This window comes from Methylobacterium sp. D53M (assembly GCF_053345625.1).
In genome coordinates, this window is the sequence record NZ_JBKFAL010000019.1 from 70,360 (window position 1) to 90,077 (window position 19,718).

Consider the following 19,718-nt stretch of genomic DNA (forward strand, 5'->3'; position numbering starts at 1 on the left):
CTCAGGGAGACGTCCGCACCGTAGCGGAGCCGTCGCGCGCCGGCTGCCACTCCGATGCCACATGAGTACGGAAAGCGAACGTCCGTTCACGAAATCCCGGCGGGAGCGCCCCGGCGCGCCCGCGAGTCGCGGATGCCGGCCGTCGCCGCGCCGGATCGAGCCGCGGTGCCGGGCGCGCCCAAAAGGGGCCGGTCCGGCGCGACGAAGAGACCTCGCGCTCGATCCGATACTGACGATTGTGCGGCGTCGCACGCATTCGCGGCAACCGCCGGCCTAACATCCATGTTGAAGGATGACATTCGGCCCGACAGAGCCGAGGCGATCAAGACCGCCGGAACGACGATCTTCCTCACTCGCGACAGTTGACCGGATGACTTCGTGCCGAAGTCAGAAGAGGTTTGCCATGACCGTCCGCCTGTTCGCTGCCGCCGCGCTCGCCGCGACCCTCGCCGCCGCCCTCGCGACGCCCGCCTCCGCGCAGGGATCCGCCGCACGCCACGGCCTGTCCGACGTCACCGCGGTGATGCTGCCCGAGATCTCCGTCACCTACCACCGGCCCGTGCCGGCCGACCGCTCCGCCGGCCCGCACGTCGCCGGCCCGGCCGGCCGCCAGCCGCGCTGACCGGTCAGGCCCGGCGCCCGCAGGATTGCCGGCCTTCCGCGATCTGACCTGCACGAGGCCTGCACGGTGCCCGCATGATGCCTGGCGGGGAGGGCACGTCTCACGGCGCGATAGCAGATCTCGATCCGGTCGGGCCGGGCGGCGACGCGCATTCGCCGAGCGCGCGCCCGGTCGACATGCACGCGCGATTAGTGTTGACGGCCGTCAATGCTATGCTCGGTGGTCCGTCCACGGTATGCATCGACTTCAGGAGCGCGCCGGGACGCGAAGGGCCGATTGCTATGACACGCTTGACCGTCGCCGCGCTGGTGTTCGCCCTCGCAAGTCCCGCGATCGTCGCGCAGGCCCAGCAGGACATCCCGATCCAGCAGGATCTCAAGCGCATGGATCGCCTCGATCAACGGCTCGGGCGCGAGGATACCGAATTGAAGGTCGACCCCAACGTGACGCCGGACAATCCGGACGGTGTGGTCGGCTTCGACGGACCTCCGTTCAACTACGGGGATCCCGGCGTGATGGGTGACGGCCCCCTCCCGCCGGGATCGCCCGCCGACGACGACGACTGGTACTGACCGGGGACGGCGCGGCCCGCGGTTCTGAGACCGCGGGGCCCTGCCCGGTTCTCAGCGCGCCTCAGCGCCCCTTCTTGTAGAGCTTGCTGGCGATCTCGAAGATCTCCTCGGGGGCGTAGTTGGGCGCGAAGGCCCCGTAATTGCCGTCGAGTTCCGGGATCTTGCCGCCCTCCGGCAGGCCGTCGACGACCTCCAGGTTGCCGGGCGGATCCCCCGGCAGCGCGACCTCGTCGTTCGACCAGACGCCGGCCGCTTCCTTGTAGTCGTCCGGGCTGAAGCGGTAGAGGCGCCGGTGCGAGCCCTCCTGCAGATATTTCTGGCACTCCGGAATCTTGTCGAGAACGATGTTCGGGGTCGGCAGCATCTTCTCGATCTCGACGCCGGTCAGCTTCTTGAGCGCCAGCGCGTAGGCGTGCGCGTGCACCGAGCCGCGCACGAGCAGGTAGCCGCAGACCTCGCGGCCGGTCGGGTCCTTCAGGGTCTCGTAGACGCGCAGCTTGTGCAGGCGCGCGCCGCACTCCAAGTGGAAGTTGTGCAGCAGGTCGATGATGATGTTGCCCGTCGTCGTCACCATGTCGACGTTCCAGGACTGCGCGTTGGAATTGACCGGTGTCGCGCCGCCGCCGTTGCTCAGGAAGCTGCCGGCGAGCCGGATGTCCTGCATGTCGTGGAACGGGGCCTTCGAGACGTCGACCTCCTCGGTGTCGTCGCCGGGGCCGTTGTTGAGCATCGCGATGCCGGTCGAGACCAGCTCCACGTGCCCGAGCTCCTCGGCGAAGATGCTCGACACGAGGCTGTAGAAGGGGCGCAGCTTCGACTTGTTGCGGAAGTTGAAGCTCTGGAACATGTAGTTCCCGAGGGTCGACATCTCCCCGTACTTGCCGCCGAGCAGCTCCTGCAGCGCGGCCGCCGCGTTGGGATCGGGCTTCTTCGGCTGTGGCAGTTCGGCCTGAAGGCGGTCGAGCTTCATGAACATGCGAGCAGCTCCGTTCGCGCGGGGTGCGCATGACGGCATCTTCCCGCACGGACGATTGTTCCTGCGGCTGAGACGGGGCGGCCCGCGGGCGGCCTCCCGGCGGCCGGCGCCATCCGGCTGTGGACAGTGGCCTCGGCGCGGGCGCCCGGCCGCCATCCTTTCCGGAGCGGTAACCATGCCGGTCCTACCAGCCGCGACCCCGGACGGTGAGGCAGGTGGACGAATGGGCGACGACGTGGCGGCGATCCTGTTGACCCTCGTGACCGAGAATTCCGAGCTGCGCGAGCAGCTCGCCAGCGCGCAGGACATGCTGATGGAGACGGCCATCGATGCCGGGCAGCTCCATGCCCGGATCCAGGGCCTGGAGGCCGAGCGCGACGCGTGGCGGGCCGAGGCCGGGCACCGGCAGGCCCCCGCCGCCCTGACCGCCTGACGGTTCGGCGGCGCACCGACCGGGCGCGGAGGTGGGGCGGGGCCGGATGCGCGCGGGTCGGATTTCGCGGTCGGATCGCGGAGCGTGTACGCTCGGCGGCCGTCGAACAATCGGCACGGGAGCGCGCGGCCATGGTGACGAACGTCCTGCCCCCGCTCGATCCGGCCGCCCTCCCGGCCGGAATCCGCGCCCGCTTCGTCGAGGGCGTCAACGGCCTGCGCATGCACGTGCTGGAGGCGGGCGACGGCGGTCCCGACCGCCCGCTCATCCTCCTGGTGCACGGCTTCCCCGAGATCGCCTATTCCTGGCGGAAGGTCATGCCGGCGCTGGCCGCGGCGGGCTACCACGTCGTCGCCCCCGACCTCCGGGGCTACGGCCGCACCGCGGACGCGCCGGTCGCCTTCGCGGACGACCTCGCGCCCTACCGGCTGCACAACCTTCTCCTCGACCTGCTGTGCCTGATGAGCGCCCTGAAGCGCGACAGGGTCGCGGCGCTCGTCGGACACGATTACGGGTCCTGGGTCTGCGGCTACTGCGCCCTGGCGCGGCCCGATCTCTTCGGCATGGTCGCCCTCATGAGCGCGCCCTTCGCGGGGGCGCCGGGGCTCGACGCCCTGGCCGGCGGCCTCCGGACGCCGGCCGACGACCCGATCCACGCGGCGCTGGCCGCCCTGCCGCGCCCGCGCACGCACTACCACCGCTACTACGCGACGCGCCGCGCCGCCGCCGACATGGAGCGCAGTCCCCAGGGCCTCGCCGCGTTCCTGCGCGCCTATTTCCACCACAAGAGCGCGGACTGGCCGGACAATCGACCCCGCGCGCTCGCCGGCTGGACGGCCGAGGCCCTCGCCGAGATGCCGACCTACTACGTGATGGATGAAGGCCGGACGATGCCCGCGACCGTGGCGCCGGAGATGCCGGAGCGGGGCGGCGCGGACTGCGCCTGGCTGACGGAAGCGGAACTCGCCGTCTACGCGGCCGAGTACGCGCGCTCCGGCTTCCAGGGCGCGCTCCAGGGCTACCGGTGCCGCATGGATGGCAGCATCGACCGCGACCTCGCGCGGTTCGCCGGCCGGCGGATCGAGGTCCCCCTCCTGTTCGTGTCCGGGGCGCGCGACTGGGGCCCGTTCCAGGCGCCGGGCGCGCTGGAGCGCATGAAGGAGGCCGCCGGCGCGGGCCTGGTCGGCTGCCACTTCGTGGCGGGGGCGGGGCACTGGGTTCAGCAGGAGCAGCCCCGGGCCGTCGCGGACCTCCTGCTCGACGCGCTCGGTCGCGGCGGGGCCGGATCCCGCCCCGGCGCGTAGGCGCCCGCCGCCGCACCGCGTCCGCTCCTATCGGGGCGCCGACGGCCCGGCTATGTCTCCCGCGAATTGACCGGAGGCCCGGTCGGATCGGGCGCCCGGCGTCCGTTCCGGATCCTCGAGGGGGCGACGATGGATGTGGAAGCGCGCGCCATCCGGCGGGTCAGCAGGCGGCTCCTGCCCCTCCTGATCACCTGCTACTTCATCTCCTACCTCGACCGGGTCAATGTCGGCTTCGCCGCGCTGACCATGAACGGGGACCTCGGCATCTCCGCCACGGCCTACGGGCTCGGGGCCGGCATCTTCTTCCTGAGCTACTTCGTCTTCGAGGTGCCGTCGAACCTGATCCTGGAGCGGGTCGGGGCGCGGGTGTGGATCGCCCGCATCATGCTGACCTGGGGACTCCTGTCGGGCGCGATGGCCTTCATCGTCGGCGAGAAGAGCTTCTACGCCGTGCGCCTGCTGCTGGGCGCCGCGGAGGCCGGGTTCTTCCCCGGCATCATCTTCTACCTCACGCTGTGGTTCCCCGCGCGCTACCGCGCGCGTATCATCGGCGCCTTCATGGCCGCGGTCCCGCTCTCGAGCGTCATCGGCTCGCCGGTCTCGGGGGCGCTGCTGGGCCTCGACGGGGTCTGGGGCTTCAAGGGCTGGCAGTGGCTCTACGTCCTCGAGGCGCTGCCCGCCGTCATCCTCGCGGGCATCGTCCTGGCCTTCCTGACGGACCGGCCGGCGCAGGCGGCCTGGCTGCCCGAGGACGAGCGCGCGTGGCTCACCGGGCGCCTCGCGCAGGAGCGGCGGGCGCGCGAATCCGCCCGCCGCTACAGCGTCGCGGAGGCGCTCCTCGACCGGCGCGTGCTCGCCGTCGCCTTCGTGTATTTCGGCAACGTGGCGCTGCTCTACGGGCTCAGCTTCTTCCTGCCGCAGATCGTCAAGGGCTTCGACCTCACGAACCTCCAGACGGGTCTCGTCAGTCTCATCCCCTTCGCGATCGGGATCGTCGGCATGCTCGCCCTCGGGCGCTCCTCGGACCGCAGGGGCGAGCGCAAGGGGCACGCGGCCTTCGCGCTCCTGCTCGCGGCCGGCGGCACGGCCGCGGCGGCGCTGGTCTCCGATCCCTACGCCAAGATGGCCCTGTTCAGCGTCTCGGCCTTCGGCATCTTCGGCGGCCTCCCGGTGATCTGGACGCTGCCCACCGCCTACCTGTCTGGCGCCGCGGCGGCCGGCGGCATCGCCATCATCAACGCCCTCGGCAACCTCTCCGGCTTCGCCGCGCCCTACGCGGTCGGCGCGATCAAGGATGCCACCGGCACCTTCACGGGCGGCCTCCTCCTCATCGCGGCGGCCGGCCTCGCCGCCATGGTGACGGTCCTCTGCCTCACTCACGACCGGCACCTGGAGCAGGCCGCGGCGCGCGGCGCGCGGGCGGCGGAGTAGGCGCGGCGGGGCAGACGCGGCGGGGCAGACGCGGTGGGTGAACGCGACCCGGGGGGGGAGGGGGCAGCGCCGCCGCCCTGCCGCGCCCGGGTGGCGGGCGGCCGCCGATCGACCTACGGTCGCGTCGCCATGTCGTCCCGGCAGCGGCCGTGTCGCCGGGCCGCGCGACCCCCGGGACACGCCGTCCCCGGCGCCGTCCCCGGCGACGCCCCAGTTCGAGCCCATCGGAGCAGCCCATGAACGCCCCCGTTCCCGCCCCGCGGACTCGCCCGGACGCGGCGACGATCGCGGGTCTCGCCGAGGCCCTGCGGGCCGTGCTCGGGGACCGGGTGACGGCGAGCCCGGCGGTGCGCGAGCAGCACGCCAACCAGCTCACCTGGGCGCTGTGCGAGCCGCCGGACCTCGTGGTCTTCCCGCACTCCACCGCGGAGGTGCAGGCCGTCGTGCGCGCCTGTGCCGAGCGCGACGTGCCGATCGTGCCCTACGGCGTCGGCACCTCCCTCGAGGGCCACGTCAACGCGCCGTTCGGCGGCGTCTCGATCGACACGGGGGCGATGAACCGCGTCCGCGCGGTCCATGCCGACGACCTCGACTGCACGGTCGAGGCCGGCGTCACCCGCAGGGCGCTGAACGCGTACCTGCGCGACACCGGCCTGTTCTTCCCCATCGATCCCGGGGCGGACGCCACGATCGGCGGGATGGCGGCGACGCGGGCGTCGGGCACCAACGCCGTGCGCTACGGGACGATGAAGGACGCGGTGCTCGCGCTCACCGCGGTGATGCCGAACGGCGACATCGTCACGACCGCCCGGCGGGCGCGCAAGTCGTCGGCCGGCTACGATCTCACCCGGCTCCTCGTCGGCTCGGAGGGCACGCTCGGGATCATCACCGAGGTCACGCTGCGCCTGCACGGCATCCCCGAGGCGATCTCGGCGGGCATCTGCCCGTTCCCCTCGATCAAGGCGGCCTGCGACGCCACGATCCTGACGATCCAGTCCGGCATCCCGGTCGCGCGCATCGAGCTGCTCGACGAGGTGCAGGTGGCGGCCTGCAACCGCTACTCGAAGCTCGCCCTGCCGGAGACCCCGCTGCTCCTCGTCGAGTTCCACGGCACGGACGCGGGCGTGCGCGAGCAGGCCGAGCGGTTCGGCGAGATCGCCGCCGATCTCGGCGGCGGCCCGTTCGACTGGGCGACCGGGGCCGACGAGCGCGCGCGCCTCTGGCAGGCGCGCCACGACGTGTACTGGGCCTCGGTCGCGCTGCGGCCGGGTCCCACGATCAAGAACATGTCGACCGACGTCTGCGTGCCGATCTCGCGGCTCGCGGAATGCGTGGAGGCGACGAAGCGCGACATCGCCGCGACCGGGCTCACGGCGCCGATCGCCGGCCATGTCGGCGACGGCAACTTCCACACCCTGCCGCTCGTCGATGCCGACAGCCCCGCGGAGATGTCCGCGGTGGCCGGCTTCCTCGACCGGCTCGTCGCCCGCGCGCTGGACCTGGGCGGCACCTGCACGGGCGAGCACGGGATCGGCCAGAAGAAGATGCGCTTCATGGAAAGCGAGCACGGGCCGGAGGCGCTCGGCCTCATGCGGACCCTGAAGCGCGCGATCGACCCCCGGAACCTCATGAATCCCGGCAAGCTGATTCCCTGACGCGCCCCGCGACCCGGCGCCGCCGTCCGCGTCGCCCGTCGATCCCCCCAATCCGGGCCGATCGTCTGCATCGGTGCTGTTCAGGGCCGAGCGATCACGTCGTCCGATCCTCAAAGCTGGGGATCGCGCCGACGCCGCGGGCCGGGTCTCAGATGGCGCCGGCACACCGAGGACGGGCATCCGCGAGAGCGGCGGCCGGCCGCGCGATCCGGTAGCACGCGCGAGATCGCCCTCTAATCCCGAATTCTCGGCCGAAATGGATGAATTATTCTGCTTGCCATACGTTCCTGGCACACAGAATAATGCATGCCGCCGTGCCAATTTCGGAACCCGACATAAGGTTCCGGCGCGGGCAAGGAATTCGTCGGCGTGCACGCCAATCCTATAGCACGTCGCTGAATGTCAGCGCAGGAATGAGGGAGGAAGCTCATGGCCATGCCAAATGCCACGCCGGCTACGGCAGTACCCAGTACAAATCGATGGCTGCAGATCGTGCTCGGCGTGATCTGCATGGTTGCAGCGGCGAACATCCAGTATGCCTGGACGCTGTTCGTCCCCGAGATTCAGAAGACCTTCGGCTGGGACCGCGCCGCGATCCAGGTCGCCTTCACGATCTTCGTCGTCGTCCAGACCTGGCTGACTCCGATCGAGGGTTACTTCATCGATAAGTACGGCCCGAGCCGCGTCGTCATGTTCGGCGGTCTGATGACGGGCCTGGCCTGGGTCATCAACTCCTACGCCACCAGCCTGAGCGGCTTCTACCTCGGCTCGGTGGCCGGCGGTATCGGCGTCGGCTGCGTCTACGCCACCTGCGTCAACAACGCGCTCAAGTGGTTCCCGGACAAGCGCGGCCTCGCGGTCGGCCTCACGGCGGGCGGCTACGGCGCCGGCTCGGCGCTCACCATCCTGCCGATCGCCAAGATGATCGACGGCGGCAACTACGCCCAGGCCTTCTTCGTCTTCGGCCTGATCCAGGGCGCCATCATCATCGCCGCCGCCATCGCCATGCGCGCCCCGCGCAAGGATCAGGTGCCCTTCTCCACCAAGGTCCTGCAGTCGCGGCGCGACTACACCCTGGGCGAGGCGCTGCGCACCCCCGTGTTCTACGTGATGCTGCTGATGTTCACCTGCACGGTGACGGGCGGCCTGATGGCCGTGGCCCAGCTCGGCGTGATCGCGCAGGATCTCGGGGTGAAGAACTTCCAGGTCAACCTGTACTTCTTCGCCATGGCCGCGCTGCCCTTCGCGCTGATGCTCGACCGGATCATGAACGGCATCTCGCGCCCCCTCTTCGGGTTCGTCTCGGACCGGATCGGCCGTGAGAAGACGATGTTCATCGCGTTCGCGATGGAGGGTATCGGCATCGTGGCGCTGGGCTACTTCGGCTCCAACCCGTGGGCCTTCGTGATCCTGTCCGGTGTGGTGTTCCTGGCCTGGGGCGAGGTCTACTCGCTGTTCAGCGCCACGGCCGCCGACACCTTCGGCTCGAAGCACATCGGCAAGATCTACGGTGTGCTCTACTGCGCCAAGGGCTTCGCCGCGCTGTTCGTGCCGGTGGGCAACCTGATCATGCAGGCGACCGGCACCTGGGCGACCGTCCTCTACACGGTGGCGACCATGGACCTGATCGCCGCCGTCCTGGCGATCGCGGTCCTGCGGCCGATGCTCAAGCAGCACCACGCGGCGAACAACGACGCGGCGGCTCCGGCGATGAAGCTGGCCCACGCCTGAGCGACGGCCCCGGCCGCTCCGCGGCCGGGGCGAAGCCTCCCCGACCCGGCTCCGGAATTCCGGAGCCGGGTCGGCCAGCACCGGGCAGCTGGCCCGCACGGAGACCGTCTCGTCGAGACGCAGGGCGCCGCGGACGATCGCGCATGTTCGGGCGCGCATCGACGATCGGGCGAGGGGCGGCTTTCCTGGCGCCTCGCTCTCACGCGATAGCCCGGCCGCGCTCGGCGCCATTCCAGGACCTGAGGCCAGAATCCATTCTCGCGTTCCCGGAGTTCGACTGTGCTGCAGCCTTCCGAGACCTCTCTGGGTCTAGCCTCGATCGGACAGACGCTGAGTCTGCGTGAACAGGCCTACGACAGCATCAAGCAATCGATCCTGGCGATGGATCTCTACGCCGGATCGGCGCAGATCCGGCTGCACGAACACCAGATCGCGCAGGATCTCGGCATCAGCCGCACGCCGGTCCGGGAAGCCCTGACGCTCCTGGAGCGGGAGGGCTTCGTGTCCACGGTGCCGCGCCGCGGCCTCTTCGTGACGCGCAAGAACAAGCGCGAGATCGTCGAGATGATCACCGTCTGGGCCGCACTCGAAGGCATGGCGGCCCATGCCGCCGCACGGAACGCCGAGGATGCCGATCTCCGCGCGCTCGGCAGGGCCTTCGAGGCGTTCGATATCGCGACTCTGCCCGACCATCTGAAGGCCTACGACGAGGCCAACCTCGACTTCCATCGGACGATCATCCGTCTCGGCGGCTGCGGGTTGATGGTCGAGATGACGACCAACCTGTTCATCCACATGCGGGCGATCCGGTCGGCCTTCCTCCATCGGGCCGGGAGGCTCGAGGACTCGATGCGCGAGCATGCCGCCATCATCGCCGCCTTGCAGGCACGCGACGCGGATCGGGCCGCGATCCTCGTCCGCGATCACGCGCTCGGGCTGATCGCCCATGTCGAGGCGCACTGGGTTTGGCCAGAGGGGTGAGAGGCACCTCTGACGGAGGACCACCGATGCTACCGTCCGTTCAGACGACCGATCTGCTCGGCCTCGGCTTCCTGATCATCGGGCTCGCCGCAGCTGGGATCGCCAGCGCGAGCCGGTCCGCGCGTTTCGCAGAGGAGCCGCGCGAGGAGCTCGCGGGCGGGGCTCTGCTGGTGGCGATCCTCGGCCTCGCCTTCGTGCTCGCCGAGTGAGCGGGCGCGGCGCGTCGTGAGCGTCGGACTTCCCGGAGAACCGCCGCGCGCTACGGGGTCGCCTGCCCCCCGCGTGCGTTCCACTTCTCGAACTTTCCGAGCGCGCCCCACGCCGTCAGCCCGATGAAGATCGGCATCGTGTAGGGGCTCAGCCCGAAGGCGGGCGTGAGCTGTGCGAGCACCTGCCCGAGACCGGTGTTGAGCGGAACCTGGGACAGGATCTGCGTGGCGACGGCGCCGATGATGCCGATCGCCGACTTCTTGCCGGAGAGCAGCTGCCCGATCGTCTGCCCGAGCGCGCCGTTGACCGGCCCGAGGACCGCGCCGTCGGGACGCGCCGCGGGCGGGCCGGGCAAGATCGGGGCGGTCGGGAGGCGCGCACCGTCGATCTGTCGGCGCAGGGCCTGGAGGAACTCGTCGAGCCGCGCCGCGACGTCGGCGGGCGGCGCGGCCGGCGCGATCACCACCGGGGGCATCGAGGCAGGTTGCATCGGGGTGACCGCCCTCGCGGCGAGCTGTCGCTCCAGGTCCTGGATCCGCGTCAGCACCGCGTGGTCCGGCGCCGCCGGCCGCAGCGCCTCCTGGATGGCGGCGATCGTGCGCGCGTCCGCGAGGCCGGTATCGTCCAGACCGCACCGCGCCTGGAACGTCGCGACGGCCGTCATGGTCCGCGGCCCGTTCCGGCCGTCCTCGACGAGGGGCGGCGTCGCGCCGAGGCGATTGAGCGATTGCTGGACCCAGAGCGTGCTGTCGGCGAGTTCGTCGTCGGGCTCGCGGGACACGGCCGCCTCGACGGCGCGCGGCGCCGCGAGCGCGACCGTCGCGTCGAGGTCGATGAGGCTCCGCAGGATCACCGCGGTGCCGATCTGCGTGTCGACCACGTTCGAGTCGAACACGTGGTCGCGCACGAACTTGCCGCCGCGCGCGCCCGGCGGCCCGTAGGCCGTCGATCCGCCCCAGAGATACGGCGAGTTCACGCCCCGGCCGTGGTAGCCGTAGCCGTTGAATCCTTCGAGCCGGTAGAGGGCCCGCGCGACGCTCCAGTCGCCGAGCCCGACCAGGCCCTGGAGGCGCAGCGCGTCGACCGCCCCTTCGACGAAGGCCTGCGGCCCCGTGAACGGCCCGCGCCCCTTCGGGACGATCGTGGTGCGCCGTCCGAGCTTCTGTCCGTTGCCGAGATACGTGTCGAAATCGAAGGCTGATTCCCGGTAGTGGCAGAGCCCGATGAACCACCAGGGCACGCCGGTGCGCGCCTCGATCTCCTGGTAGCGCGGCTTGCCGGCGGCGAGCTGCTGCGCGAGCTTGCGCACGGTCGCGAGCTTCTCCGGCCGGATCTGGAGCGACGCCCAGGTCCGCTCGTAGCCGTTCTGAAAATCCTGGAAGGATGCCATGTCGATGCTCCGGGCTCTGCGGTGACGAAGCCTTGATGGGACGGCCGGCACCTGCGCGCGGCCGGGCGCCGATCGGGCGGGGCTCCGGGCGACGCCCCGGATCCGGGCGCGCGCGGTCGCGCGCCGCCCGGGCTCGCGACGGAGGGACCGGGCGCGGTGTCGGCGACGTCCTGCGCGCGCCGGGCTAACCGGGCCCGGCGGCCCCCGCCGGCCGGCCGGCGCAGGAGATCCGGAACGCGGTCGGGAACGGCGTGCCCCCGTCCTCGACCGCGCCCTCGGCCCGCACGGCGTCGCGCAGGAGGATGCGGCGAACGATCTCCGGGACCATCGCGCCCGCCACGTAGCGGCCGAGGCACTCGTGATGGCCCCGGCCGAAATGGAGATAGGTCTGCTCCGGGCGGTCCGGGTCGAAGCGGTCCGGGTCGGGCACGCCGGTCGCGTCGAACATCGCCGACAGGCTGAGGGGCAGGACGACCCGGCCCTTGGCGATCCGGCTCTCGGCCGGGCTGCCCCGGCCGAGCACGTGGTCGGTCTCCGCCTGGCGGAACATGAAGGCGACGATCGGCGCGAAGCGCAGCGCCTCCCACACGTAGCCGTCGAAGGCGGCGGGGCCGGTCCGGGCGGCCGCGCGGGCCGCCGCGAGGATCTGCGGCCGGCCGAGGAGCTCCGCGAGGGCGTGCACCACCGCCTCCGACGTGGTCTCGATGGCCCCGATCAGCAGGCCGCCGACGTTGATGACGACGCGGTCCATGCCGAAGCCGGTCGCCGCCGGCAGGTGCAGCCGGAGCAGCCGGGTGAGGACGTCGTCGGGCAGGTCGGCACCGGCCTCGATCGCCGCGACGCGCGCCGGGATGATCCTGGCGAAGGCCGCCCGCATCTCCTGGCGCGCCAGATCCGCCGCCGCGTGGATCGCGTCGGCGTCCGGGCGCTCGTCGAAGGGGAGGTTGTTGAACTGGTCGAACTGGTTCGCGTACGACCAGCGCAGCAGGTCGGCATCGGGCGCCGCGAACCCGAAGAAGCGCTGCACGATCCGCAGCGGCACGCGGCGCGAGACCGACGCCACGACGTCGATGGATCCGCCGCCCTGGTCGAGCCCCTGGTCGAGCCCCTGGTCGAGGCCCGCGTCGAGGGCCGCGTCGGTCTCGGCGCCCGCCAGAGCGCGGATCGCCGGGAGGTCGCGCCAGGACAGCACGGCGCGCATGACCGCCTTGTCGCGGTAATTCACCTCCGTGCCGTCGAGCGCCAGCATGAACTCGCCCATCTTGGGCTTGTAGAGCGCGACGGAGAAGACCTGCGGCAGGGACAGGATCTCCTCGACCTCGGCGCGGCCGGCGACGAGGATGGCCGCGCCGCAATCCAGGGCGGTCCGCCGCGCGCGCAGCTGCGCGAAGAAGGGCCGGGGCGCGCGGGCGATCCAGTCCCGGGCGCGCTGCCAGCGCTCCGCCACCGGCAGGGCCTCCAGGAAGGCGAGGCAGGGCGTCTCGGGAGCGGCGGCGCGCATGCACGACCTCCTGTGGCGTTCGCGGAGCGGCGCGGGCCGTCCGGCCCGGCGCCCGGTGGTCAGTTGAGCGAGACGTCCAGCCCCTCGCGCAGGCGCGCCACGAGCTCGCCCTGCCGGTGCGTCTCGGTCTTGGCGAACAGGGCGCGCAGCTGGGTGCGGGCGGTCGAGATCGCGATGCCGCGGTCCTGGGCGTGGTCGTCGAGGGACCGTCCCGAAGCGACCGCGTTGGCGAGGATCGACTCGGCGACGGTCAGCCCGAACAGCTTCTGCAGCCGCGCGGCGTTGCTCCCCTGGACCTTCGGGGTCCCGGTCCGGATCACGATCGCCAGCTCGGCCCGCACCTTCGACCCGGTGCCGGCCGGCCGCTTCGACAGCGGGTGCAGCGACACCCGGTAGGGCATGCCGCTCTCGCCGCAGGTCACGGTGATGTGGTCGGCCTGCGTGATCGCGACGTCGCCGCTCGCGGCCGCGAGCGCCTCGCCGGCCGCGCGGGCGATCCGCCGCCCGGTCTGGCTGTCCTTGAGGACGAGGCTGCCCTTCACGAAGGACAGGCCGGTCCGGGACCGCGCCAGCGCCTCGGCGGCGCGGTTGGCGTGCGCGACGCGCAGGTCGGAATCCGTGAGGATCACCGCGGCGTCGAGCAGGTCCAGGGCGGAGGCGAGATCGGACGTGCGCTCGGAGGCCTGCCGCATCAGCGCGTACAGCTCGAAGGCCCGGCGCAGGTGCGGGACGAGCATCGCCAGGCGCCGGACCTCGTCGGACCGGAACGGGCCGCCCTCCTCGCCCCGCATCGCCGCGAGCGTCGCCATGACGTCGGCCTCCTTGGCGAAGTAGGTGACGAGGCTGTGCTCGATCTCGAAGGGCTGCACGACCTCCTTGAACAGGGCGGACTCGCGGAACTGCACCGCGTCGACCCCCTCCTCGGCGCGGATGACCTTGCCCTGGTTCGACAGGATGTAGGGGAGGCGCGGATCCTCGGTGGCGTGTCGGTAGAGGAACTCGCGGTACCGCGACCGCTCGAAGCCGGACACCGCCCAGAGCGGTTTGCGGTTCCCGTCGAGGCTGAACACGGCGAGCTGGCCGACCCGGCCGCCGACGAAATCGGTCAGATCCTCCAGGAGCGCCGACCACTCCTCCGGCTGGCCGACGCGGTCGTAGATCGACCCCACCAGAACCGAATACGCCTCGAGATCCTGCATGGCCACGCTCCGCGCTGAGTGCGAGTCTTGAGTGTTGTCAGATCTCCAGCCATCCGGTCGGACCGACAGGTGCCGAAATCGGTTGTTCCATTACGGATGCAATCGAACGACAAATCAATACTGATAAGATAGAAATCGAAACCGCGGAGTGCGCCTACAGGGTTCGCAGATACTCCAGGAGCTGCCGGCGCTGCGCGTCGTCGAGCTGCTCGGTCCCGTAGGTCGGCCCCTCGTGGCCGGTATTGGCATTGCCCGGCAGCGCGGTGTCGAACAGGAACGGCCCGACATCGGACCGGAACCCGATCCGGTCCTCGTCCAGCTCCCGGCTGCCGACCCGGAACGTCTTGGATCGCCGGCCGGACGGCAGCAGGAGTTCGTACAGGTTCGGCACCGAGCCGTTGTGCAGGTACGGGCCCGTCGCCCAGATGCCGTTGAGCGGCCGCGCCTTGTAGACCATGAGGTCGCGGTCTCTCCGCGACCCGACGAACGCGGCGACGAGGCCCTTGCCGCCGGCGGTCGAGACGTCGTCGAGCATCGCGTTGCGGGCCTCGAGGGCGGCGGTGCCGCGCTTGAGCAGCCGGTCGAGGATGACGGTCTGGTCCGCCCCGACGCCCGCCGGGTCCGGTCCACGGTCGAGGGGCGCCAGGATCGCGCCGGCGACGAGCGTGGCCACGAGTTCGAGGCTGCTCGTCTCGGCGGCCAGCGGCGGCGTCGTCGCCAGGAACGGCATCCGGATCCCTTCGAGGATCCCGGTCCGCGCGCGCCGGGACACGGCGTTCGTCGCCATCTTCGGGTCGGTCCCGATCTCCGCCAGCGGCGTCAGGGTCACGGTCAGCGTGCGGTTCGCGCCGGTCGGGGCGATCGCGTGGCAGGACAGGCAGTACCGGTCGTAGTGGACCTTGCCGGCCGCGGCGTCCCGGACCTGCGCCTCGGTGCGCGGCGCGATCCGGTCGGGCCAGGCCGGCGCCGTGAGGGCGCCCAGCTGGTTCTCGATCCGCAGGAGGTTGACCCGGTCCGCCGAGGTCTCGAACCAGAGCGGCGGCAGGGTCGGCTCCCGGATGTCGGTGCGGGCGAAGACCCCCAGCACCTCGCCGACGTTCCGGCCCAGGCGCTCGACGGCGAGCCCGTTCGCGGCCGAGCCGTTCCACTGCACCCGGTCGTGCCACGACGTATCCCACAGGAACGGGTAGCTGACGGGCGCGTCGGGCGGGGCGATGTTGTGCGGGTCGCGCAGATCGATGCCCGTCGCCCGGTTGAAGATCATGCCGAACGCGTCCAGGCGTGCCGGCCCCCAGGGCACCGCGGTCCGGCTCGACGCGACGTAACGGGAGAAGTCCTCGGCCAGCCGCGTCAGGCTGGCCCGCAGGCGGCGGCGGTCGGGCTCGGACGGGCCCGTCCCCGGCGCCGACAGTTCCGCCGGGATGACGCGGCGGGCGAAGCGCTCGAAGCGCGCCGGGTCGTCGCGCGTCCGCGCGAGGGCGCGGCCGAGTTCCTCGATGAAGGCGAACATGTCGGCATCGGCCGGGCCGCCGTCGATCAGGATCGACCGACCGCGCAGGTCGACCCGGTTCACGTGGCAGGCGGCGCAGGTCATGCCGATCCACTCGCCGCGATCGTCGACGTCCTTCACGAACCCGATGGGGAGCCCGCTGCGGTCCGATCCGCGCGTCCCGTCGTACGGGTTCGGCAGGTAGCCGAAGCGCGCGAGCCCGTCCGCGACGAAGAGCGTGTCGTCGTCCGGGCGCTCCAGGGACATGAACCAGGCATACGGCATGATCTGCGAGCCCTGGCTCGCCCGGTAGAACCACGCGCGCTCCTGCGGCGTCCAGGATTGTTCGAGAAAGTGCGGGGTGCCGTCCGGCCTGTCGCTCGGCCCGTCTGCCGGCCCGTCACCCGGCCTGTCTGTCGGTCCTCGGTCGGCGGCGCGCGATCCGGCCTGCGCCGGGAGCAGGATCGCCGCGGTGAGCGCGACGACGCGGGCGGCGTGGCGGGCGGCGTGGCGGGCGGTCTGGCGGGCGGCCTGGGAGCGGGTCACGATCGCACCTGGGACATGGCGGGAACCCTGCCTTCGCGAAGCGTCTCGCCGATTTCAATAAACGCCGATCCCCATGCGCGCGTCATTCGAATGGATGATGTTCGAATACAGTTTTTCTGTGAGGGTCGGCGCGCCGGTAGTTTCGGGCTTCGGTCGTGCGGCGCCCCTGCTCGGCCGCAATGCTGATTCGGGTAACCTGTTCTCCCGATCGTTATTCTCGATATCGTTTATATAGCGGTTACTGATTCCGTAAAATTTTATCGTCACTTGTTTCGACATCGGGCGGGGAGATGTTCGAGAGGTCACCGATCAGGACGGCCGGGGTACGGTCGCTGTCGTGCCCCGGCGGCTGAACCGCACAGTCCGGCACAGTCCGGCACGGTCCGGCACCGCGCGGGCGATAGCGGGCGATAGGAGGAGCGATGAGCGCCAGTGTCGCGGACATCCAGGCGGATGCCTCTCCCCACCATCTGCCCGCCCTGACGACGGGCCGGGACGCGTGGTTCCTCGACACCGAGCAGGCGCTCGCGGAGGAGATGGATCATTTCTGCGGGCCGCCGGAGTCCGGCGATCGCGCGCCCTGGCAGGCGCGGGCCGACCAGGCCCGGCTCGCCGCCCTGTGCCTGTCCGGCGGCGGGATCCGCAGCGCCACCTTCTGCCTCGGCGCCCTGCAGGCCCTGGCCAGCCGGCGGATGCTCGGCGAGTTCCACTACCTGTCGACGGTATCGGGGGGCGGTTTCGCCGGCGGCTGGCTGCAGACGTTCATCCGTCAGTGCGGCAGCATCGCCGAGGCCGAGCGCCAGCTCGGCGGCTCGGGCAACGAGATCTTCGCCAAGCTGCGGCGCTACACGAACTACCTGACCCCGGAGGTCGGGATCCTGTCGCGCGACACCTGGGCCGGCATCGTTCTCTACATCCGGAACACGATCCTCAACTGGTTGATCATCTTCCCGCTGCTGCTGTTCGTCCCCCTCGCGCTGCTCGCCTACCGGACGGCGCTTGAGGCTGCGAGCGGCAGCACGCTGTGGCTGCCCCTGGTGCTCGGCAGCGCGGCGCTGTTCGTCGCGACGTTCAGCGCCTGCACCCTCCTGCCGAGCCATCGGCCGCGGACGGGCGGCGTCACGGCGTACGCGTCCCCGGCGCGGATCGCGGCCTGCATCATCGCGCCGACCTGCGTCTGGGCCCTCGCGCTGCCGTTCACGCTCCGCGCGCTGTTCGAGCAGCCGCTGCCGGTCTCGGGCCTCTCCCTGTGCCGCCTGGGCCTCGCCTACTTCGCCGTGCAGGTCGCGGCCTATCTCAGCGGCCTGATCTGGCAGACCTCGAAGGGCCATCCGGGCCTCTGGCTGTACGAGCGGAATCTCGGTCCCTGGCTCGCCAGCAGCCTCGTCTCGGCCGGGCTGATCTGCGTCTGCGCCGACGCGTCCATCGGCTGGCTGGTCGGTGGCTCCGCTGCCGGCTTCGACGCCGCGAAGGCCGAGGTCTCTCAGATCCTGACGGTCGCGGCCCCGCCGGCGCTGATCGTCATCCACCTTCTCCAGAGCGTCATCTTCATCGGGTTCCGGAAGAGCGCCGAGTGCGCCGACCTCGACCGCGAGTGGGTCGCGCGGGTCGACGGCCAGCTCCTGCTGGCCGCGATGGGCTGGACAGGCCTGTGCCTGTGCTGCCTCGTCCTGTCCGCCGACGCCCTCGGCCGCCAGGACGCGCAGATCCCCGCCCTGTTCGGTGCGCTCGGCGCCCTCGCCACCGGCCCGGCCGCCGCCTTCCTGGGCAAGCAGGTCTTCGTACGCGCGCAGTCCCTGGCCGCCAAGGGACGCATGGACGACCTCGTGATGATCGGCCTCAGCGCGATGGCGGCGGTCTTCGGGATCAGCCTGTTCGCCCTGATGGGCTGGTGCCTCGGCCGCTTCCTCGGCCAGGCGCACGATTGGTGGGGCAACTGCCTGCTGCCGCGCCGGGCGCTCGGCGGCGCGGACACCGGCGCGGATGCCGGCTCCGTCTGCGGCATCAACCCCTACGGCATGATCGTGATCCTGGACGTCGCGGTGGCGGCAATCCTGGCCGGGGCCGTCTGGCTGTTCGGCCGCGTCAACGTCAACCGCTTCTCCATGCACGGCGTCTACCGCAACCGCCTGACCCGGGGCTTCCTCGGCTCGGCGCGGACGCGGCGCGACGCCGATCCGTTCACGGACTTCGACGAGGAGGACAGCCCGCGCATCGCCGATCTCGGGACCGAGAAGCGGCTCCTGCCCGTCGTCAACATGACGCTCAATCTGACGGATCTCCTCCACACCGAGTGGGCGGAGCGGAAGGCCGCCTCGTTCACCGCGACACCCTTCGCCTGCGGCTCGGCGATCCTCGACCGCGCCGACAGGGCGCGCGACCGGCCCGGCACCGTCGGCCCGCGCGGGGCCTACATCCGCACGTCACAATATGCCGGGATGGAGACTCCGGGCGACCGTGTCAGCGCGGGCCGAGGGCCGCTGCTGGGCGGTCTGCTGACGATCTCCGGGGCGGCGGTCAGCCCGAACTGGGGCTATCACTCGTCGCGCCTGATCGCGTTCCTGATGACCCTGTTCAACGTCCGGCTCGGCGCCTGGCTGCCCAACCCCGCGGTGGCGCGCCGGGACGACCTCAAGCTCGCGAAGCCGAGGAACTCCGTGCTCGCGCTCCTGAGCGAGCTCGGCGGCCGCAGCACCGATGTCCGGCAGGCGATCTACCTCTCGGATGGCGGCCATTTCGACAATCTCGGCGTCTACGAGATGCTGCGGCGGCGCTGCGCGTGGATCGTGGTGATCGACGCGGGCCAGGACGAACGCTGCACGTTCTTCGACCTCGGCAACGTGATCCGGAAGGCCGAGGTGGACGGGCTGGCGAAGGTCCAGATGGGCGAGATGCGCATTCTCCCCCGCGCGACGATCGAGCGCGAGGGCAAGCGTGCCGGTGCGCTGGGCTACGCGCGGGGTACGATCGCGTATCCGGGGGGCCGCGACGCGGCCTCGCTGATCTACATCAAGCCGAGCTTCCTCGACGACATCCCCGCCGAAGTCCGCGCCTACGGCGCCACCAGCCCGGCCTTCCCGCACGAGAGCACGGCCAACCAGTGGTTCTCGGAGAGCCAGTTCGAGAGCTATCGCGCCCTGGGCTACTACCAGGTCAGCAAGATGTTCGGCTCGCAGCTCACGACCTTGTCGGACTGGTCCGTGTATCTCGACAGCGAGATCGGGCGCCGGACCGCGGATTCCTAGCGCGGGCGACGCCGGACGCGCGCACCTCCCGATCACGGTCGCTCGGCCGAACGCTGCGGCCGCGCGGACGCGCAGGTCCGGGACGACCGGCGCCGGGGTGAGGTGTCCGTCGCGCCGGCCGCGCCCCGGCGGCGGCGCGTCGTAGCAGAGCGGAAGATCAGTTCCTTCCGGGGCGGTCAAAGCGCAGGAAAGCCGATGCCGATCCGGCCGCGCTCAGGATCTCGGCACGTCGTTCAAGGCATCGCGGCTCGACCAGAGCGCCCCCTGTCCGCGGCATCCCGAGCGCCGCCCGGCCGGCGGGGCAGGGAAGTCCTTCGAACCCGCGCGCGGTCTGTGTCGAGCCGGCCACCGTCTGCCACGAGACCGAGCGGCCGAAGCTGATCGGGGCCGGGATTATTTCGTACGCAAGCCAGATCGGTGAAGCGAGGGACGT

Annotated in this window: 15 protein-coding genes; 10 read left to right on the forward strand and 5 right to left on the reverse strand. The window is 71.2% G+C overall.

Translation table 11 applies throughout. From position 1 onward, the window contains the following. Window positions 1-403: 403 nt before the first annotated feature. Together ACLBYG_RS23070 and ACLBYG_RS23075 are read left to right on the forward strand one after the other, a co-directional pair. Complete coding sequence (locus tag ACLBYG_RS23070; RefSeq protein WP_020095860.1) at window positions 404-622, forward strand: hypothetical protein; 219 nt, start codon at window positions 404-406, stop codon at window positions 620-622. A 281-nt stretch (window positions 623-903) separates the two neighbouring features. Continuing rightward, window positions 904-1,194 (forward strand): hypothetical protein, encoded by a 291-nt coding sequence (locus tag ACLBYG_RS23075; protein ID WP_026605349.1) that lies wholly within the window; start codon window positions 904-906, stop codon window positions 1,192-1,194. Window positions 1,195-1,255: 61 nt separating this feature from the next. Here ACLBYG_RS23075 and ACLBYG_RS23080 read toward each other — a convergent pair whose 3' ends face one another. Beyond that, window positions 1,256-2,170 (reverse strand): manganese catalase family protein, encoded by a 915-nt coding sequence (locus tag ACLBYG_RS23080; RefSeq protein ID WP_010685278.1) that lies wholly within the window; start codon window positions 2,168-2,170, stop codon window positions 1,256-1,258. 223 nt (window positions 2,171-2,393) lie between these two features. Here ACLBYG_RS23080 and ACLBYG_RS23085 point away from each other — a divergent pair, with 223 nt between their 5' ends. The 7 genes from ACLBYG_RS23085 to ACLBYG_RS23115 all read left to right on the forward strand — a co-directional run bounded on the left by ACLBYG_RS23085 (window position 2,394) and on the right by ACLBYG_RS23115 (window position 9,914). Next, window positions 2,394-2,603 (forward strand): hypothetical protein, encoded by a 210-nt coding sequence (locus ACLBYG_RS23085; RefSeq protein WP_091981529.1) that lies wholly within the window; start codon window positions 2,394-2,396, stop codon window positions 2,601-2,603. 131 nt (window positions 2,604-2,734) lie between these two features. Further along, complete coding sequence (locus tag ACLBYG_RS23090) at window positions 2,735-3,907, forward strand: alpha/beta fold hydrolase (RefSeq protein WP_447683032.1); 1,173 nt, start codon at window positions 2,735-2,737, stop codon at window positions 3,905-3,907. A gap of 129 nt (window positions 3,908-4,036) precedes the next feature. Continuing rightward, window positions 4,037-5,338 carry an MFS transporter gene (locus tag ACLBYG_RS23095; protein ID WP_447683033.1) on the forward strand — a complete coding sequence of 434 codons (1,302 nt, stop codon included), beginning with the start codon at window positions 4,037-4,039 and terminating at the stop codon, window positions 5,336-5,338. A 236-nt stretch (window positions 5,339-5,574) separates the two neighbouring features. Then, window positions 5,575-6,993, forward strand: a complete 1,419-nt coding sequence (locus tag ACLBYG_RS23100) for an FAD-binding oxidoreductase (RefSeq protein ID WP_447683034.1) — start codon at window positions 5,575-5,577, stop codon at window positions 6,991-6,993. Window positions 6,994-7,422: 429 nt separating this feature from the next. Further along, window positions 7,423-8,724: an oxalate/formate MFS antiporter gene (gene oxlT, locus ACLBYG_RS23105; protein ID WP_091682085.1), complete on the forward strand. Its 1,302-nt coding sequence runs from the start codon at window positions 7,423-7,425 to the stop codon at window positions 8,722-8,724. Between the two features lie 279 nt (window positions 8,725-9,003). Beyond that, complete coding sequence (locus ACLBYG_RS23110) at window positions 9,004-9,705, forward strand: GntR family transcriptional regulator (RefSeq protein WP_020095868.1); 702 nt, start codon at window positions 9,004-9,006, stop codon at window positions 9,703-9,705. A gap of 26 nt (window positions 9,706-9,731) precedes the next feature. Beyond that, window positions 9,732-9,914 carry a hypothetical protein gene (locus tag ACLBYG_RS23115; protein ID WP_020095869.1) on the forward strand — a complete coding sequence of 61 codons (183 nt, stop codon included), beginning with the start codon at window positions 9,732-9,734 and terminating at the stop codon, window positions 9,912-9,914. 50 nt (window positions 9,915-9,964) lie between these two features. Here the strand turns inward: ACLBYG_RS23115 and ACLBYG_RS23120 are convergent, their stop codons facing one another. The 4 genes from ACLBYG_RS23120 to ACLBYG_RS23135 all read right to left on the reverse strand — a co-directional run bounded on the left by ACLBYG_RS23120 (window position 9,965) and on the right by ACLBYG_RS23135 (window position 16,040). Continuing rightward, window positions 9,965-11,305 (reverse strand): peptidoglycan-binding protein, encoded by a 1,341-nt coding sequence (locus ACLBYG_RS23120; protein WP_447683035.1) that lies wholly within the window; start codon window positions 11,303-11,305, stop codon window positions 9,965-9,967. A gap of 184 nt (window positions 11,306-11,489) precedes the next feature. Continuing rightward, window positions 11,490-12,806, reverse strand: coding sequence for a cytochrome P450 (locus ACLBYG_RS23125; RefSeq protein ID WP_447683036.1), 1,317 nt, complete (start codon window positions 12,804-12,806; stop codon window positions 11,490-11,492). Window positions 12,807-12,865: 59 nt separating this feature from the next. After that, window positions 12,866-14,005 (reverse strand): helix-turn-helix transcriptional regulator, encoded by a 1,140-nt coding sequence (locus ACLBYG_RS23130; protein WP_020095872.1) that lies wholly within the window; start codon window positions 14,003-14,005, stop codon window positions 12,866-12,868. Between the two features lie 154 nt (window positions 14,006-14,159). Then, window positions 14,160-16,040 (reverse strand): di-heme-cytochrome C peroxidase, encoded by a 1,881-nt coding sequence (locus ACLBYG_RS23135; RefSeq protein ID WP_447683037.1) that lies wholly within the window; start codon window positions 16,038-16,040, stop codon window positions 14,160-14,162. Window positions 16,041-16,462: 422 nt separating this feature from the next. Between ACLBYG_RS23135 and ACLBYG_RS23140 the strand changes: the two genes are divergently transcribed. Beyond that, on the forward strand, window positions 16,463-19,285 hold the full coding sequence (locus ACLBYG_RS23140) for a hypothetical protein (protein WP_447683038.1): 2,823 nt from the start codon (window positions 16,463-16,465) through the stop codon (window positions 19,283-19,285). Window positions 19,286-19,718 lie beyond the last annotated feature (433 nt).